Annotated in this window: 15 protein-coding genes and 1 tRNA gene; 9 read left to right on the plus strand and 7 right to left on the minus strand. The window is 63.5% G+C overall.

Annotated features, from left to right (window positions below):
- Positions 1–84: 84 nt before the first annotated feature.
- Positions 85–1554, minus strand: a complete 1470-nt coding sequence (locus ACFLEY_RS07535) for a coniferyl aldehyde dehydrogenase (RefSeq protein ID WP_060908905.1) — start codon at positions 1552–1554, stop codon at positions 85–87.
- A gap of 311 nt (positions 1555–1865) precedes the next feature.
- Here ACFLEY_RS07535 and ACFLEY_RS07540 point away from each other — a divergent pair.
- Positions 1866–1942 (plus strand) — tRNA-Met (locus ACFLEY_RS07540).
- A gap of 128 nt (positions 1943–2070) precedes the next feature.
- On the opposite strand, the gene ACFLEY_RS07545 is transcribed toward ACFLEY_RS07540, so the two are convergent.
- Positions 2071–2463, minus strand: coding sequence for a hypothetical protein (locus ACFLEY_RS07545; protein ID WP_171901133.1), 393 nt, complete (start codon positions 2461–2463; stop codon positions 2071–2073).
- 404 nt (positions 2464–2867) lie between these two features.
- Between ACFLEY_RS07545 and ACFLEY_RS07550 the strand changes: the two genes are divergently transcribed.
- Complete coding sequence (locus ACFLEY_RS07550; RefSeq protein ID WP_396604588.1) at positions 2868–5540, plus strand: autotransporter domain-containing protein; 2673 nt, start codon at positions 2868–2870, stop codon at positions 5538–5540.
- 9 nt (positions 5541–5549) lie between these two features.
- On the opposite strand, the gene ACFLEY_RS07555 is transcribed toward ACFLEY_RS07550, so the two are convergent.
- Entirely contained in the window at positions 5550–5861 is a 312-nt protein-coding gene (locus tag ACFLEY_RS07555; protein WP_028173758.1) for a helix-turn-helix transcriptional regulator, read from the minus strand.
- Between the two features lie 94 nt (positions 5862–5955).
- On the opposite strand from ACFLEY_RS07555, the gene ACFLEY_RS07560 reads away from it, so the two are divergent.
- Positions 5956–6708 (plus strand): glucose 1-dehydrogenase, encoded by a 753-nt coding sequence (locus ACFLEY_RS07560; protein WP_060912702.1) that lies wholly within the window; start codon positions 5956–5958, stop codon positions 6706–6708.
- Here the strand turns inward: ACFLEY_RS07560 and ACFLEY_RS07565 are convergent.
- On the minus strand, positions 6689–6871 hold the full coding sequence (locus ACFLEY_RS07565) for a hypothetical protein (RefSeq protein ID WP_129557378.1): 183 nt from the start codon (positions 6869–6871) through the stop codon (positions 6689–6691). The genes ACFLEY_RS07560 and ACFLEY_RS07565 overlap by 20 nt on opposite strands.
- A 93-nt stretch (positions 6872–6964) precedes the next feature.
- On the opposite strand from ACFLEY_RS07565, the gene ACFLEY_RS07570 reads away from it, so the two are divergent.
- The 3 genes from ACFLEY_RS07570 to ACFLEY_RS07580 all read left to right on the plus strand — a co-directional run bounded on the left by ACFLEY_RS07570 (position 6965) and on the right by ACFLEY_RS07580 (position 9680).
- Positions 6965–7381 (plus strand): cupin domain-containing protein, encoded by a 417-nt coding sequence (locus ACFLEY_RS07570; RefSeq protein ID WP_060908902.1) that lies wholly within the window; start codon positions 6965–6967, stop codon positions 7379–7381.
- 105 nt (positions 7382–7486) lie between these two features.
- On the plus strand, positions 7487–8443 hold the full coding sequence (locus ACFLEY_RS07575) for an aldo/keto reductase (RefSeq protein ID WP_249162852.1): 957 nt from the start codon (positions 7487–7489) through the stop codon (positions 8441–8443).
- A 91-nt stretch (positions 8444–8534) separates the two neighbouring features.
- On the plus strand, positions 8535–9680 hold the full coding sequence (locus tag ACFLEY_RS07580) for an aldo/keto reductase (RefSeq protein WP_211433550.1): 1146 nt from the start codon (positions 8535–8537) through the stop codon (positions 9678–9680).
- A gap of 59 nt (positions 9681–9739) precedes the next feature.
- Here ACFLEY_RS07580 and ACFLEY_RS07585 read toward each other — a convergent pair whose 3' ends face one another.
- Positions 9740–10777, minus strand: a complete 1038-nt coding sequence (locus tag ACFLEY_RS07585) for a thermonuclease family protein (RefSeq protein ID WP_060908901.1) — start codon at positions 10775–10777, stop codon at positions 9740–9742.
- A 235-nt stretch (positions 10778–11012) separates the two neighbouring features.
- Positions 11013–11507, minus strand: coding sequence for a hypothetical protein (locus tag ACFLEY_RS07590; protein ID WP_028173761.1), 495 nt, complete (start codon positions 11505–11507; stop codon positions 11013–11015).
- 285 nt (positions 11508–11792) lie between these two features.
- On the opposite strand from ACFLEY_RS07590, the gene ACFLEY_RS07595 reads away from it, so the two are divergent.
- The 3 genes from ACFLEY_RS07595 (at position 11793) to ACFLEY_RS07605 (ending at position 16924) form a co-directional block, all read left to right on the plus strand.
- Entirely contained in the window at positions 11793–14849 is a 3057-nt protein-coding gene (locus ACFLEY_RS07595) for an AAA family ATPase (protein ID WP_060908900.1), read from the plus strand.
- A 340-nt stretch (positions 14850–15189) separates the two neighbouring features.
- Positions 15190–16395, plus strand: coding sequence for an OpgC domain-containing protein (locus ACFLEY_RS07600; RefSeq protein ID WP_060908899.1), 1206 nt, complete (start codon positions 15190–15192; stop codon positions 16393–16395).
- A 40-nt stretch (positions 16396–16435) separates the two neighbouring features.
- Positions 16436–16924 carry a DUF2059 domain-containing protein gene (locus ACFLEY_RS07605; RefSeq protein WP_396604589.1) on the plus strand — a complete coding sequence of 163 codons (489 nt, stop codon included), beginning with the start codon at positions 16436–16438 and terminating at the stop codon, positions 16922–16924.
- A gap of 33 nt (positions 16925–16957) precedes the next feature.
- Here the strand turns inward: ACFLEY_RS07605 and ACFLEY_RS07610 are convergent, their stop codons facing one another.
- Entirely contained in the window at positions 16958–18070 is a 1113-nt protein-coding gene (locus ACFLEY_RS07610; RefSeq protein WP_060908898.1) for an ABC transporter permease, read from the minus strand.

The raw sequence follows: 18070 nt of genomic DNA on the forward strand, positions 1-18070 counted from the left end.
CCTTATCGTCATTCCGGGGCGCGCGTAGCGCGAACCCGGAATCTCGAGGTTCCGGGTTCGCTTCGCGCCCCGGAACGACTGCCCCTACGACATGAACCGCATCATCTTCTCCAGCCGCGCGATCTTGCCGCCATAGGGCGGGTAGAGATCGGCGAGGCGGTTGAATTTCGAGCGGTAGAACACCGGCTTCAGCTTGCTGAACGTGCGAAAACCCCATTCGCCGTGATAGGCGCCGGTGCCGGATGCGCCGACGCCGCCCATCGGCTGGTTCACCTGCGCGAAGTGGAACAGGCAGTCGTTGACGGTGACGCCGCCGGAGACGGTGCGCGACAGCACCGCGTCGCGCGCGTCGCGGTCCTTGCCGAACCAGTAGAGCGCAAGCGGCCGGTCGCGGCGGTTGACGAAGGCGATGGCATCGGCCGGCTCGCGATAGCCCAGCACCGGCAGCACCGGCCCAAATATCTCCTCCTGCATCACCGCCATGTCTTCGGTGGCGCCAAGGATTAGCGTCGGCGGGAATTTGCGGTGCGCCTTCCAGTTGGGATCGTCGGCCCTTGCCGGTTGCAGGATTTTTGCGCCGCGCTCTACGGCATCCGCGACGAGACCTTCGAGCCGCGCGTAGTGCCGGTCGGAGATGACGGAGGTGTAGTCCTTGTTCGCGGGATCGGTGCCGAACATGCGCCGCATCTGCGTGCGCAGCTTCTCGGCGAAGGCCTGCAGCGAGCGCTCCGGCACCAGCACGTAATCCGGCGCGATGCAGGTCTGCCCGGCATTGAGTAGCTTGCCGTAGGCGATGCGCTCGGCCGCCTCATCGAGATCGGCGGAGGCGTCGATGATAGCAGGCGACTTGCCGCCGAGTTCGAGCGTCACAGGCGTCAGATTGCGCCCCGCGGCCTCCGCGACCAGCCGTCCGACCCGGGTCGAGCCGGTGAACACCAGATGATCGAACGGCAGGTGTGCGAAGGCCTTGGCGATCTCGTCCTCGACGCCGGTGACGAGCAGCTCGGTCGCGTCGAACCTTGCGGCAACCGTCTCCTTCAGCAGGCCTGCGAAATGCGGGACGAGCTCGCTCGGCTTGATGATGACCAGGTTGCCGGCGGCAATCGCGCCGATCGCGGGCGCCAGCGTCAGCTGGAGCGGATAATTCCAGGGCGCGATGATGCCGACGACGCCGAGCGGCTGTGGCATCAGCCGGTTGCGCGCCGGCAGGAATTGCAGCGCGGTGGCGATTCGCTGCGGCGCCATCCAGCTCTTCAGGTGTTTTGTCGCATGGCGTATCTCGCTGTAGACCATCATGGTCTCGGCGATGGTGGTCTCGACCGCCGAGCGGTGGCCGAAATCGGTCGAGATCGCCTGGCGGAAGCGCTCTTCATTGTCGGCGACGACGGCGCGCAGCCGCGCCAGCCGGTCGAGCCGCTCGGCCAGGTCAGCGGCCGGCTCCGCCCGCGACCGCGCGACCATGGCGTGGAAGGCGTCGTCGAGGGCCCGCAGCGGGGCGCTCGTCAGGGATCGGTCCAAAGATCTGTCCAAGATCTGGTCCCGGATATGGTCCATGGCGTTGCTCCCTAAACTGGCGTTTCGCCCCTGGTTTTGTTGCGGCAAGCTGGCCCTTTGCGGAACTTCTGGCAAGAGCGCGGCTGGCGGGCCGGAATCCGGTCCATCCACCTGTCATAAAGTCGAAAAAAACGTCCTCGCAGCCCTTTCCAAAGGCAGCCCGGGTTGGTACATACCCCCCGCACCCGACGGGCTTTGCCCCGGGGTTGCCTTCCAAGGAAGCCTTTGGGACGGAAGAAGCAAGCCACGCGAACAGCGCCGGCCCTCATCCCCCGTCCCCGGCATTTTAACGAAGGCGCGCAACGGTTTAACGCGGGGTGGAGCAGCCCGGTAGCTCGTCAGGCTCATAACCTGAAGGTCATAGGTTCAAATCCTATCCCCGCAACCAAATTCGGACTTCACCGGTTCCGATACGAAAATGGCCCGCATCGCGCGGGCCATTTTTGTTTTGCCATGGGCGCTTCAATCGTCCGAAAGGCCACGACGGCTGATCCGGATCGGCGGACGATCAGACCGTCAGATCGACGCCAGTCGTTCGGTGGTCTGGACGCTTCCGTCGCTGGCCTGACCGGAGCCGCTCGATGAGACCGGCGCACTGCCGGCGGATGACGTCGTGCCGGCATTCGCTCGCTTTGCCGATGGAGCGTCTTGCAAATACGCGTAGGCATTCGCGCCCGAGATATTCATTGTCCGATCCTCGTTCGTCTGCACGACGAGGAATTGCACGATCCGTACCAATCCTGCGCGCTGCGATTGTTGATTGATGGATCGAGACAAGTCCGACGCTTCGTCGCTCGCGAGGCCGCAGGCCCGATCAACCGCCGGACCATTCTGCCGACTGTCGGCAATTCTTTCCGCTTCCCGTTGAAGCGAGCATCGACGGTTCGCGCGACTGTGCCGTCTCTGCATCACCGTCCGTCGGAATCCGCGCGTGAGACACACGGCACATCACGGCGGCGGGCGACCTGTTACGGATCTTCGCGCCGCCGGCCTGCACTGATCGCGGGCGGCCTCCTCCTTGATGTCGCAGATGATGATGAACAACAGGTCCTTGCCGCTTTCTCCCGATGAGATCGACCCGTCGCGCGACCGGCATCGCTCCGGTCCGCGCACGACGGCGCCTTCGCGATGCGCCGGCCTTGGATGGCTGTTGCGCAGGGCTCTGCTTGCGAGCGTCGGTGTTCTTGTCGGCCTTGCGGCGCAAATGATGCCGGCGCATGCGCAACTGGTCGGCGGCAACGGCGGCACTGGCGGCGCCTACTCCGACAGTGTCCCCGGAGCCGGCGGCGCCGGTGGTCTGGCGGGCGACGGGAATGCAGCGGGGAATGGCGCAAGCGGCGGTGGCCCGAACACTGCGGGAAGCGGTCCGTACGGGGGCGCAGCCGGAAACAGCGTTGCGCCAGGCGGAGGAACCGGGGGCGCGGGTTATTCAGGCGGCGGTGGCGGCGGCAGCGGCAGCGGAGGCGGGGGTGGACACCGGGGGGGGCGTCAACGCCGGGGGCGGCGGCGGGGGTGGTGGCCGGGCCGCGACCGTCAGCGGCAACTACACCGCGGTGGTCAACCTGACCGGCGGAAATGGCGGAGCAGGCGGTCTTGGCCCCTACAACGGGTCGGCCGGCGGGGGCGGTGGCGGCGGCGATGGCTTGTACCTGTCCGGCGGCGATCTGCAGGTCAATGCCGGCGTCTTCATCAGGGGTGGTTCGGGCGGCGATGCAGGCACAACTTCCGCCGATGGCAATGGCGGCGCCGGTGGAGGTGGAAAGGGTGTCGTCGTCGGCACCACTGCAACCGTGACCAATGCCGGTTCGATCACGGGAGGAAGCGGCGGTTCTGGCGGCGGAAGCGCAATCGGTTCTGGAAGCGGCGGCGGCGGCGGCGATGGTCTTGTTCTCGCGGCCGAGGGCATCGTCATCAATACCGGCATGATTTCGGGAGGCACCGGTGGCCCCCAAGGTGATCCCAGGTATCCGACCTTTTTTCCGCCCGTCGCCGGCGGCGCGGGAATCAGCGGCGCCGGCCTCGTCGTGCAGAATGCGGGGATTATCAGCGGCGGGCTCGGAAATGCCGGCACGGGGGCCCGTGCCAACGCCATCACATTCTCCGGCGGCGTCAACAGTCTGGAGCTTCAGGCCGGGTCGACCGTCACCGGCAACGTCATGGCCTTCAGCTCCGCTGACACGCTCCGGCTGGGCGGAGCCGCCAACAGCTCGTTCGACCTGTCGACGCTCGGCGACTCCGCCCAGTACCGCGGCTTCGGCAGCTTCGTGAAGACCGGCAGCAGCAACTGGACGCTGACGGGATCGAGTTCATTCACAGGCGCGGTCAGCGTCGATGCCGGCATTCTCTCCGTCAACGGCTCGCTCGCCTCGGCGTCGCTGACCACCGTCAACAGCGGCGGCACGCTCGGCGGCAACGGCACGGTCGGCAACACTACGATCAATGGCGGCGTGCTGGCGCCGGGCAATTCGATCGGCCTTTTGACCGTGAACGGCAATCTCGTCTTCACGGCGCCGTCGACTTACGTGGTCGAGGTTTCGCCCGCCAATGCCGATCGCGTCAACGTGACCGGCACCGCGACCCTGGGCGGGGCCACCGTCAGTGCCGTGTTCGCGGCGGGCAGCTACGTGGCGAAGCAATACACGATCGTCAATGCCGGCGGCGGGGTGACCGGCACGTTCGGCGCGCTGGTCGATACCAACCTGCCGGCCACCTTTCACACCAGCCTGAGCTATGATGCCAACAATGCCTATCTCGATCTGGCGCTGAACTTTTCCATTCCCGGCGGGCTCAACGTCAATCAGCAGAATGTTGGAAATGCGTTGTCGACTTTCTTCAACCTCACCGGCGGCATTCCCGCCGTGTACGGCACGCTGTCGCAAGCGGGCCTGACGCAGGCCTCCGGCGAAACCGCCACCGGGTCGCAGCAGACCACGTTCGACGCGATGACGCAGTTCATCGGCGTCCTCACCGATCCGTTCATGGCCGGCCGGGGCGATGGCGGATCGTCGCCGGCCGGTGCGTCGCAATTCGCCGACGAGGATGGCTCCCGTGCCTACGCCTCCACCGGTCGCGGACGTTCCGCCGCGGAGCGCGACGCCTATGCCGCGCTCTCCCGCAAGGCCCCGGCGGCGTTCGACATCGTAATGCAACGCTGGGGCGTATGGGCCGCGGGCTATGGCGGTTCGCAGACCACCGACGGCAATGCCACGACGGGATCGAACACGGCGACCAGTCGCATCGCCGGCACGGCGGTCGGCGCCGATTATCGCTTTTCACCCGACACCGTCGCCGGCTTCGCGCTGGCCGGCGGCGGCACGAGCTTTGGCGTCGCCAACGGCGGCAGCGGCCGGTCGGATTTGTTTCAGGCCGGCGCCTTCCTTCGCCACGGCGTCGGCGCGGCCTACGTCTCCGCCGCGCTGGCGTATGGCTGGCAGGACATTACCACCACCCGCACCGTCACCATCGCCGGCAGCGATCAGTTGCGAGCCCGCTTCAACGCCAACGCCTATTCCGGCCGCGTCGAGGCCGGCTATCGCTTCGTGACGCCGTGGATCGGGCTCACGCCTTACGCCGCTGGCCAGTCGACCATCTTCGATCTGCCGGCCTATGCCGAACAGGTGCTCGCGGGCAGCAATGCCTTCGCCCTGAGTTACGGTTCGCGGAGCGTCACCGACACGCGCAGCGAGCTCGGTCTGCGCGCGGACAGGTCGTTTGCGCTGAGCGATGCCGTCCTGGTCTTGCGCGGCCGCGCCGCCTGGGCGCACGACTTCGATCCCGATCGCGCTATCGCGGCCACCTTCCAGGCGCTCCCGGGCGCATCATTCGTGGTCAACGGCGCGGCGCAGGCGCGCGACTCCGCGCTCGTCGCGGCCTCGGCCGAGGTGAAATGGCGCGGCGGCGTCTCGTTCGGCGCTACCTTCGAGGGCGAGTTTTCGAACGTCACAAGCAGCTACGCCGGCAAGGGTATCATCCGCTATGCCTGGTAGTGGCGACACTCAGTCCGGAAAGCTCAGGATCATTTTCAACAGTTTTGGAAATCGCGCATTGATGTCCTCCTCGCGCACGACATTGCGGTGCTGGACACCTTGCTTTGACGTCCGGATCAGGCCGGCCTCCCGCAGAATGCGAAAATGGTTCGACAGGGTCGATTTCGCCATGTCAGGGCAAGGCGCCGCCTCGGTACACGACATGCAAGCGTTCTGCGCGACCAGGCTTTTGACGATCCGCAGCCGCATGGGATCCGCGAGGGCTCCGAGCACTCCGGCCAGCGTAATCTCGTCCCGCGATGGGTGAACGAACTGCACCATGCCCAAAATATAGCATGCCCTTGAACTCATTCAATAGTTCACTAGTATTGAACTATTGAATATCGGCATCCCGCCGAACAACGGAAGACATGCGATGACCAAGAGACTCGAAGGCAAAGTTGCGCTCGTGACCGGCGCATCCAAAGGCATTGGTGCCGAAATCTCCGCCCGGCTTGCGGCTGAGGGTGCGGCGGTTGCCGTCAATTACAGCTCCAGCAAGCAGGCCGCCGACCGCGTGGTCGCCGCCATCATCGCCAAGGGGGGCAAAGCCGTTGCGGTCCATGGCAATTTGGCCGACGCCAAGGACGTGAAGAGCGTCGTCGCGGAGACCGTGAAGGCATTCGGTGCGATCGACATCCTCGTCAACAACGCGGGCGTCTACGAGTTCGCCTCGCTCGAGGCCATCACGCCCGAGCATTTCCACAAGCATTTCGACCTCAACGTGCTTGGCCTGCTGCTGGTCTCGGGTGAAGCGGCGAAGCACTTCAACGCCAATGGCGGAAGCATCATCAACATCAGCTCCGGGGTATCGACCATCGCGCCGGCGAACACCGCCGTCTACACTGCGACCAAAGCCTCGGTGGATGCGATCTCCTCCGTGCTGTCGAAGGAGCTCGCGTCGCGCAAGATTCGCGTCAACGCCGTCAATCCAGGCATGATCGCCACCGAAGGCGTCGTGTCGGCCGGCCTGCACGAGGGCGACATGCGCACCTGGATCGAATCCACCACCCCGCTTGGCCGCATCGGCAAGGTCGAGGAGATCGCTGCCGCGGTGGCCTTCTTCGCATCGGACGACGCGTCCTACGTCACCGGCGAGACACTTCACGTCACCGGCGGCCTTCGCTAACGAGCAGGCGCTCTGGCGGCGCGACGCCGCTGAAAATGGCCCGCTTGAAGCGGGCCATTTTTGTTTTGGGGATATGGCCGCCGGCCGTCTCAGGCGCCACGGCGAGTCCCTCGGTCCGTGCGAGCCAGCGACTGCGCAAATCTCGTCCGTCGATACGGGCCATTTATTAGCTCATCTCATAGGTGCATGCCGATTTCAGCATCTAATCGCATGATCGTCCGCGTCCTATTTTACAGGGCAACAACGGAGGTCGATCATGCGCATCGCACGGAGCGGGTCGCAGGCTTCGGCAAAGGGCCCTGCTGAATATTTTACCGGGATCGTGCGGATCGAAGCGCCGTTTGCCGGCGAAGATCCCGCGCGCGTCGGTGGTGCAATCGTCACGTTTGAACCGGGCGCACGTACGGCCTGGCACACCCACCCGCTCGGTCAAACGCTGATCGTGACGTCAGGGCTAGGCTGGGCGCAGCGCGAGGGCGGTCCGATCGAAGAAATCAGGCCGGGAGACATCGTCTGGTTCGCGCCGGGCGAAAAGCACTGGCACGGCGCCAGATCCGGTACGGCGATGACGCATATCGCCATCGCAGAGAAGCTAAATGGAAGCCCGGTCGACTGGATGGAAAAGGTGACCGATGAGCAGTATTCGGCCCATGCGCCAGCTTCCAGGAACTGAGATGTCTGATGGAAAACAAGATGGCCTATTGTTGGGCCATCACGCTGCCCATCTATGGTTCTTCGATGCGCTTACTGATGAGCGTCAAGACTGGCTGAGCGAAGCTTGGCCGATCAAGAGGTCATCATCCTCATCGCTGTCGCCCTAAGGTCAGACAGCAAATTGGTGCGTGACCCCGAGATGACCTCACTCAATGGGAAGGATCAAGACGTGAAAAACATTGTTCTGAACAATGGCGTTGAAATGCCCATTCTGGGCTTTGGGGTATTCCAGGTTACAGACCTCGCTGAATGCGAGCGCAGTGTGCGGGACGCGATCGACTCAGGGTATCGTCTGCTTGATACTGCTGCCTCTTACGGAAACGAACAGGCCGTCGGCAAGGCAATCGTCGAGCATGGTATCGACCGCAAGGAGTTGTTCGTCACCACCAAGTTGTGGCTGGAAGACGCCAGCTATGACGGTGCCAAGAAAGCCTTCGAGCGGTCGCTCAACAAGCTCCAGCTTGCTTATCTCGACCTCTATCTCATCCATCAGCCTTACGGTGATGTCTACGGCGCCTGGCGTGCGATGGAAGAGCTGTATGCTGCTGGCAAGATCCGCGCGATCGGTGTCAGCAATTTCTATCCCGACCGGATTACGGATTTCGTCATTCACAACAAGACCACCCCAGCCGTGAACCAGATTGAAACCCATCCTTTCCATCAGCAGGCTGACGCCCAGAAGATCCTTCAGGAACTGAACGTGCAAATCGAGTCCTGGGGACCGTTTGCCGAGGGCAAGAACGATATCTTCAAGAATGAAATCCTTGCGGGCATTGCCAGGAAGCATGGCAAGAGCATCGCCCAAGTCATCTTGCGCTGGCTCACTCAACGCGGCGTGATTGCCATTCCCAAGTCGGTCCGCAAAGAGCGAATGGCCGAAAACATCGCGATCTTTGATTTCGAGCTGGGGGAAGGGGAGATGGCGCAGATTGCCACGCTGGACCAGAAAACCAGCAGCTTCTTCGACCATCGAGATCCTGAAATGGTCAAATGGCTTGGTAATCGCAAGCTGGGCCTGTGATCCCTGTATCCGTCTCTCAAGCCATTGCAGGCCGCTAGCCGATCGATGCTCCTGCAAGAGCGGCCATCAACTGATCAAGGGGCAACGAGATATGGCTACAGATCGCATATCGGGGATCGCGCGGCGGGCCTTCCTGGGAGCTGCGGGCGGCCTTGCTGCCATTCCGCTGCTTGGCGGATTTGGCCAGCGGGCATCAGCGCAGACAGGCGCCTCAGAGGTCAGGGCCATCGGACGTCGGAAGCTCGGGTCACTTGAGGTTTCCAGCGTCGGCCTCGGCGTCCAGAACATGAGCCGGACTTATCAGACGACCATTCCCTCGCGTGCAGAGATGCTCAACATCATCCATGCCGCATTTGATCGCGGCGTGACGTTTTTTGATGCGGCCGAAGCCTATGGGCCGCATGAGGTAGAGCGAATCCTTGGCCAGGGAGTGGCTCCGTTTCGTGACAAAGTCGTCATTGCCTCGAAGTTCGGCTGGGATATTGATCTCGAAACGGGTGAGCGGCGACCGGGTCTAAATAGCCGGCCTGAACACATCAAGCTCGCCGTGGAAGGTATGCTGAAGCGGCTGCGCACGGACCGGATAGACTTGCTGTATCAGCACCGCGTTGATCCGCAGGTGCCGATCGAGGATGTAGCTGGTGCGGTCAAAGGCCTGATTGCGGCGGGTAAAGTGCGGCATTGGGGCCTGTCTGAGATGGGTTTGAAAACGCTGAGGCGCGCGCATGCGATGCTGCCTGTCACTGCCGTGCAGAGCGAATACTCAATGCTCTGGCGCGGGCCGGAGAAAGCCGTACTTCCTCTGTGCGAGGAGTTGGGCATCGGTTTTGTCCCATGGAGCCCGCTGGGTGTCGGTTTCTTGACCGGGGCCATCGATGCCAGGACACGGTTTGCCGACGGCGACATTCGCAAGATTGAGACAAGGTTTTCGCCCGAGAATCTTCCCAACAATCTGAAACTCGTCACGCTGATCGAAAGTTGGGCCGAACGCAAGCAGGCAAGGCCTTCTCAGATCGCCTTGGCTTGGCTGCTGGCCCAGAAGCCGTGGATCGTTCCCATTCCAGGCACAACGCAGATGCCGCATATGCTCGAGAATATTGGGGCGACTGCCGTTCAGCTGACGTCGAGCGATATCGCCGAATTGCGCAAATCTATCTCGTCAATCGAGATAAGCGGGGCGCGTTTGCCGCCGGCCGTTCAGGCCTTGTCTGAAGTTGAGGCTCCTCCAAAAACCTGAACTTCATCGCATATGGCCCGCATTGAGCGCGCCATTCTTGTTTCGCTAACCGACAAACGTCAGAAATGGACGATGGGCTTCCCGTCCGCCCCCACCAGCATCGACGGCGCCTCGCCGAACACCAGCCCCTCCGGCTGAAACTTGATGGTCTTCCCGCCCTCGACGAACTCCGCAAAATTCCGCGGCGTCGCCGAGTGAACGCCGTTGGTCAGGAAGTCGTCGATCTCGTAGCAGGTGTCCGGCTTGCCGCCTGATCCTTCACCCAGGAATTTCTGGAAGGTCTGGCTGGTCACCTTCGCCTTCTTGCGCGCCGACCAGTTGGTCTGGCGGCGGTAGAGTTTTGGCAGGATCACCGGGCCCTTGTCGGTCGCGAGCACGTCGGTCTCGTTCTTCTTGGGCTCGCGCAGGTCGAAGTCGAAGGCCGGAACGGTTTTGGCGAGATGCTTCCAGACCGGCAGCTTCTTCGTCCGCGCGGCCTTGGCGAGCACGAGGAAGGCCTTGATCTCGTCGTCGTTCATCGAGGAGTAGAACGTCGGATAGGCAAAGCCCTGCTCGACCAGCCAGTGGTTGATGTCGACCGTCTGCTTCGCGACCGTCACCTCGATGTCGCCGACGAGCCGTCCATAGGTGTCGAACACCTCGTTCGGCGCATCGACACGGGTGAACACCCGGCAGGCCAGCGTCGCCCCGCCGGCACGGCTGAGGAAGTCATGCAGCGCCTTGCTCGACGTCGCGCCGAGGAATTGCCGGTAGGGGTGCGTGACCTCGTGATAGGCCTGCCGCTTGGCATCCGTCAGGCCCTTCTTCTCGGCGGGCGACAGCGGCGACGGCTGGTAATGCAGCTCCGGCGCGTCGATGCCCTGAAGGCGCACGGTCAGCTTGCCGTTCTTGATCGGTGCCGTGTTGGTCCGGCCCTTGACCTTGGCGTTGTCGAAGACATGGGTCGGCTGGAACGGCGAGGTGTCGTTCTTGCGGAAGCGGATCGCATCGGGCGCGACGTTCACCACGACCTTGGTGGTGTCGGCGTCAGACCTCCCCTCCGGCCAGAACTGGCTGACCTCGATCGTGCCTTCGACCTCCAGCAGTCCCACCGGCATCGGCCGCTCCTGTCAACGGACGCGACGGTTGCCTCAAGCAGGCGACTCACACGCGCACAGCTGGAGCGGATCATTTTCGTGCGACAGGCCCATGACGGGGCGGCAGCGAGACAGTGCGCCGCGGCCTTCGGGCCGAGCGGGCGGGGCATGATTGGTCCGTCGTGCAACGTATGCTGTGGCGACGACGGACCACCTTCGATTGGTGCGGAAGCCTCCGCGCTGCTCCCGCTCGGAATCAGGGTCGGTACGGACAGACCATCGTCAGGTGGAGCAACGTCGGCGCCTGGTCCTCACCATTGTCGTACTCCCACTCCAGCCGGATTTCGTGCCGGTCGGCATAGGCGTCGCTCGCCGCGTGGGTGATGATATTCGTCTTCATCGGGATCGGCGGCTCGGAATTGAAGCATTTCCGCACGCAGGCATCGAGCAGCGCGCATCGCGTCAGCGGGATCACGCCGGGCTCGTCCTTGGACAGCGGGACCGTATTCAGCTGCGTGGTGAGGTCGACGCGAGCCCGGCCCTTCTCCTTGTGCCAGTACGCCGCACTCCCGTCCGGCCATTTGTCCGCCGGCGTCAGGATCAGGTGGTACTGGCCGTACTCCAGGGTCGGCAGATGGATGTCCGGCGACGCCTTGAGGATGTCCACGCTCCTCTGCATGTTTTCCAGAGGGAAATAATTGTCGTTCATCAAATCTTTGAATGAAGCCCCGGTGTAAGTTCTCGACCCCATCGTCTTTTCCCTCAATATGTCCTTGGCTTTGCGAAAATACATACAGCTCCACGACGCCGGTTGGTTTTGCCAACCTGGCCTCGCCGATATATGCCCCATCTTTGCTGGGATTTGCGTACGCTACCACTCAGGACTGTGTTTCGTCCAGATCGCCAACCGCACCGCGCCCCGCTAAACGGCGATGGGCAAGTCCGATTTGCTAAGCGGTTCTTGATAGGTATTCTTACCACGAGTTGCTCGCGGGCGCTGGACGACAGCGACGCCGCGATCCTTGAAGGCGCAGGAATGCATTGCTTCGCGTGTCAGTCGGCGATTGATCCCGACGATAGCTGGTGCTCCAAGTGTGGGGCGGCGGTACGTCGGCGTGCTGATCCCGACAGCGAGCGGCGGTTTGTGACAATTCTCCGAGCCGACGTCATCGACTCCACAGGGCTTGTTGCCGAACTGGAGCCGGAGGAGGCCGTCTCACGCCTGGAGCCTGCGCTGGCGGCCATGAGGGGCGCGGTACGCCAGTTCGGCGGCATCGTCAGCAAGGAGTTGGGGGACGGCTTGGCCGCGGTCTTTGGTGCCCCGATCGCCGACGACAACCATGCGCCGCTGGCCTGCCATGCTGCCATCGAGCTTGTCCGGCGCGTTGGCCGTCTTGGGGATCCCGGACTTCAGGTTCGGGTCGGCCTCCATTCGGGGCACGTCGTCGCCTATATGGTCGCCAGCGAGTTTTCCAAGGTCTACGAGATCGGAGGCGCCGCTCAGCATCTTGCCGCGCGGCTGGAGGCAGCGGCCGAGGCCAATCAGATCTACGTGTCGGAAGCCTGCCAGATACTCGCGGATGGACATGTCCGATTCGAATCCCTGGGCCTCAAGGTGCTGCGCGGCTTCAACGAGCCGCTGCCGGTCTACCGTGTCGTCGGAGCGAGCGACCTTTCAAGCTGGCGGGTGCGACGTGCGCGGAGCGTTTCGCGGTTTGTCGATCGAACGACCGAGCGGGCCCTGTTGGGACGCGCCGCCGAGAGGTCCAGTGCAAGCCGGCAGACGGTCCTTCTGATCGGCGATGCAGGCATCGGAAAATCGCGGCTCGCACATGAGTTCGCCCAGGAGCTCAAGGCCGATGGCTGGCGGTTGATCGACGCCGAGTGCAGCCCGAACCTTCAGGGCGTGCCGTTCAGCGCGCTCAAGCGCATTATACTTTCGATCTCCGAAGTTACCGCCAGAGATTCGGATAGTCTGGTCGACATCCGACAGGAGTTGCAGGCAATCCATCAACTCGCGATCGATTCCATATTGGATATTCCGGTCGAGGATCCTCGCTGGAGCGAGTTGGAGCCTTACGCGCGCGCGCGTGCCATTTCCGATGCAAGTTGCGCCATCGTTCAAGGCTTGGCCTTCCAGCAGCGCACCGTTCTTCTCATCGAGGACCTGCACTGGATCGACCGAGCCAGCGATGCGGTTGTTGCTGCAATCGCGTCGTTGCAGAGCCCCAACCTGATGGTTTTTCTCACGAGCAGGCCGAACGGCATGCCTGAGTGGATCGCGCGCTGCCACGCGGAAGTGATTGCAATGCGCCCCCTGGATGACGATTCGGGATTGGCCATGTTGGCCGATATGCTCGGACCGTCGGCGACGAACACCGATTTGAAGAACCGTATCATCTCTCATACGGCCAACGTTCCCCTGTTTCTCGAGGAAGTCTGCCGCGGACTGAAAGATAGTGGCACGCTTCGCGGTCAGTGGGGTGACCTTGCGCTCGTTCGACCCATTGATGAGCTCGGCATCCCCACCAGCATTCAGGGCGTGATTGCGGCGCGGCTCGATCGCATTTCAAGGCAGGAGCGCTCGGTTCTCCAAATAGCGGCGGCGCTGGGGCCGCGCTCAAGCGTGATGATGCTGCGGAACGTCGCGGCGCTGCCCGAAGACGTTTTCCAGGATTGCCTTGGAGCGCTCGACCGAGCCGAGCTCCTCGTCAGGATCGATAGTGAACTTGAGGACTCGATCGAGTTCCAGCACGAGATGGTCCGCCAAGTGACCTACGAGTCGATGGTCGAAAAGGTGCGCGAAAATATACATGCGCGAATTCTTGCGGCCTTCGAAAGCGACGAGACATGGAGCGACGGTCCTGACACGCTTTGCTACCACGCAATGCGCGCGAAGGATTGGCTGAAAGCGTTCGGGTACGGGAGGGGGGCCGCGCGGAAATGTCTTGTGCGCTCGGCATATGCCGATGCGGTCGACTATTTCGGGATCGCGATGAGTTCGCTCGACAAAACACCGATGACTCCTTCGCGGGAGGCAGATGCAATTGACCTCCGGATGGAGGCGCGAATGGCATTCATCTGGTCCGGTCAGGTTGCCGAGTGGATCGATCTCGGAAAAGAGGCCGAACGCCGGGCCAGTGGAATTGACGACATCGGAAGAAAGGTCGCCGCCATGACCGTCATGGCGGGTGGACAGAATTTCTACGGAACGCCAACTGAAGCGGTTGCGCTCGGCCGGGAGGTCGTTGGCCTCGCCGAGAAGTCAGGCAACCCGGGTTGGCGCAACCTTGCACAATACAATCTGGGACAGGCCTATTTTCTCGCCGGTCGATATCGCGAAGCGGAGCAGACGTTGGCGCGAGGCCGCGCTAATCTCATGGGACCGGAGGCAAGCGCGCCCTTCGGTACGCCCCCAAAATACACGCTCCTCCTCTGCTGCATGATGAAGAGCTTCACCCACACCGTGATGGGCGAGCTCGATGCCGCCGAACAGCTCCAGCAGCAGGCCGCGGCGATTGCGGAGGAGACCGGCCGTCCCTATGACCGCGTCGCGGCGGCCTATAGCGGCGGGTGGCTGAAGCTCGGCCGCAACGATCCGGCGGCGGCCGCCGCCATCCTCGAAGAGGGTTTCGTCCTCGCGCAGAAGCATGGCATTCGGCTGTTCGTGCCGGTGCTCGCCTGCCACCTCGGCATCGCCTATCTCGAGCAGGGTCTGTTCGACCGGGCGCGCGGCATGCTCGGCGAGGCGCGGGAGGAGGCGAAGGCGGTCGGCTATACCTCGGCGGTGCTGCGCAGCTCGATCTACCTGGCGCTGGCAACCTGCCGGCTCGGCGACGTCCAGGCCGCGCAGAACATGCTGCGCGAGGCGCGCAACACCGCGCGGCAGCAGGGGTTTGCCGGCCTCGAGGCCGAAGCCCTGTTCGGCGAAGCCGTGGTGACGCCGCCCTCCAGCGAGGAGAACAAGGCCGCGATCCTTGCCGCCCTGCGCGCGGCGATCGCGATCGCCTCCGACAGCGGCGCGCTGCCGCTGAAGCAGAAGGCCGAGGCGATGCTGACCGAGATGCTCGCCCGGGGCGACGAGCTCGCCTGACCCCTGCCTCTCAATCCGCCTGCCGTGCGATCGTACCGCCGGGGTGACCTTCTTGCCCGACATATCGTTTTTATTTCGTAGTAATCACAATGGCTTATCGTGCCACTCCTACTGTGCATGGGGTTGTTTTCGATGTTTTAGTGGGATGGCCGCCGGTTCGGCGCGGCCCGGCGGTGGTCCCCGCCGCCCGTGATGACGAAGTCCCTTGCGCGGGCAACTGGGTCGGCTACCGTTGGCGGGAAGCTAGCCGCAGGGCCAGGTGATCTTTTGATTCGCATTTTTTAGCATTGCATTTTGTCGGCGCCGCCACGGCGCGACGCCCACCGGAAGAGGCGGGGCCATGATCACACGGGACCAGTCAGCACTGTTGGCGCCGGTCGAGCGCGACCTGCGGCTCGATCTCTTCCGCGGCATCGGCCTGTGGATGATCTTCCTCGACCACATCCCGCACGACGTCGTGGCCTGGCTGACGCTGCGCAATTACGGCTTCAGCGACGCCGCCGAGTTCTTCGTCTTCATCTCCGGCTATCTGGTCGGCTGGATCTACGGGCCGATCATCGCGGGCGGCTGGTTTCTCGCCGCGCTCAAGCGGCTGTGGCGTCGCGCGGCCGAGATGTACGTCGCCCACATCATGTTGTTCCTGCTGTTCACGGCGCAGATCGCGCGCACCGCGCGCCGCTTCGACAATCCGATGTACGAGCACGAGTTCAACGTGTTCAACTTCCTGTCGCATCCGGACGAGCTGATCGGGCAGGCGATCGTCCTGAAATACAAGCCGGTCAATCTCGACGTGCTGCCGCTCTACATCGCGCTGGTGTTCGCCTCGCCCTTCATCGTCTGGTGCCTGGTGCGGCGGCCGAACCTGACCCTCGCCGCCTCCGTGGTGCTCTATGTGCTGTCGCGCTGGTTCGACTGGAACGTCGCCTCCTATCCGCCCGGCACGAAATGGTACTTCAACCCGTTCTGCTGGCAGCTGATGTTCGTGTTCGCGGCCTGGTGCGGCATCGGCCAGATCGGGAAGATCGCGAAATGGGTGTGGTCGAAGGCGGCGATGACGCTCGCGGCGGCCTGGCTCGCCTTCGCGCTCCTGATCGTGATGACCTGGCACGTTCCCGCGCTCGAGGTCCTGATCCCGAAATGGATGATCAAGGCGATCTACCCGATCGACAAGACCGATCTCGACATGCTGCGCTTCACGCATTTCCTGGCGCTGGCGATCTGGGTCACCCATTTCATCTCGCGCAAATGGCGGTCGCTGCACACGCCCTGGCTGCGCCCGGTCATCCTCTGCGGCCAGCATTCGCTGCCGATCTTCTGCCTCGGGGTGTTCCTGTCGTTCTCCGCGCACTGGATCCTGACGCAATACACCAAGGGCGTCTGGGAGCAGCTCGCCGTCTCCGTCGTCGGCATCGTCATCATGATCGGCGCCGCCTGGCTGCTCGATCGTGCCGAACGCGTGCCCAGCCTGTTCGTGAAGGTGACGGAGGTCGAGGATCCCGAGCCCGAAAGCGCTCCGGCCGCGGCCGGGGCGCCCGCGAGCCGCTGAAAGCATCGTGGCGCCAGCCCGCCTTCTCACGGAGAGGTTCATGTCCAGACGTTTGTTGACGATCGCCGGCACGCTCCTGTTCCTGGTCTGCGGCGCGTCGGCGCAGGCGCCGCCGCCGGAGGCGATGAATGCGGCGCGCAAGCTCGTCGTCACGCTGAAGATTGCGGACCAGTATCGTGCGCTGCTGCCGCAGCTCCTGCTCAAGCTCAGGCCCGTGGTCGCCCAGGACAGGCCGGAGATCGAGCGCGACTATGATGCGCTGACGGCGCCCGGCGCCGAGATCTATGCTCCGTTCGTCGCCTCGATGATCGATCAGATCGCGGCTCTCTACGCCGCCAGCTTCACCGTCGATGAGCTGCGCCAGATCGAGGCGTTCTACGCCCAGCCCGTGGGACGAAAATTCCTGGAGAAGTCGGATGCGCTGGCGCAGGCGAGCATGCAGATCGGCCAGGACGTCGGTCAGAAGGCGGCCGACGAGCTGAACCAGCGCCTGATCGAGGCGCTGCGGCAGAAGGGGCACAAGCTTTGAGGCCGGGCAATACGCTCGGGCCGCGCGTCGTGCCTAGGCCAGAAACGCGCGAAACCGGCGCTGCGCGATCAGGAAGAAGACGACGCCGATCAGCGTGAGCGCGACGAGCTGCGGCCAGACGGCCTCCAGGCCCGCGCCGCGGAACAGGATCGCCTGCGCGAGCATCACGAAATGCGTGTTGGGCGCCGCCAGCATGATGTCCTGGACGAATTGCGGCATGCTCTCCCGCGGCGTCATGCTGCCCGACAGGGTTTGCAGCGGCAGCAGGATCATGATCAGCAGCAGCCCGAACTGCGGCATCGACCCGGCGACGGTGGCGAGGAAGATGCCCATGCTGGTGGTGGCGAAGAGCTGAAGCGCCGCGCCGACGAGGAACAGCGCCACCGAGCCATCGATGGTAACCGCCAGCCACCCCTTGACCACGAAGACGATCGACAAGGCGGAGGCGATCAGCACCACCGCTCCCATCGACCAGATCTTGCTCACCATGATTTCCAATGGCGTGACCGGCATCACCAGCAGGTGCTCGATCGTGCCGTGCTCGCGCTCGCGGATCAGCGCTGCGCCGGTCAGGATGATCGAGAGCATGGTGATCGAGGTGATCACGTGGTCGATGGCGCCGAACCAGGACTTCTTCAGTTCCGGGTTGAACCGCGCCCGCAGCGCCAGCTCGATCGGTGCGGCCTGTGCATTGCGCGCGTGCGCCAGAAATTCCGCGATCTCCGCGCTGACGATCTGTTCGACATAGCCGCCGCCGTTGAAGGCCTGCGAGATCCGCGTCGCATCGACGTTGAGCTGGATCGCGGGCGATCTCCGCGCCAGCAGGTCGCGCTGGAAGTCCGGCGGTATGTCGAGTGCGAAGGTGTCGAGACCCGCGTCCATCCGCCGGTCCATCTCGTATTGCGAGATCAGGCGCGGCTCGGAAAAGTAGGGTGGCGTGAACGCCATCTCGATGCGGGTCGATATCGGCGAATGGTCTTCGTCGACGATGGCGATCGCGGCGCGGTTCAACGTTTCCGGCAGTGCCCTGGCGCCTGCATAGACCGCTAGCGTGAAGGAGTAGACGATGAGCACGAGCAGCATCGGGTCGCGCACGAGGCCGCGCAATTCCTTGATGCCGAGCTGAAGCACGTTGTCGATGCGCAT

It is taken from the genome of Bradyrhizobium sp. YCK136 (assembly GCF_044570075.1).
Lineage (GTDB): Bacteria > Pseudomonadota > Alphaproteobacteria > Rhizobiales > Xanthobacteraceae > Bradyrhizobium > Bradyrhizobium diazoefficiens.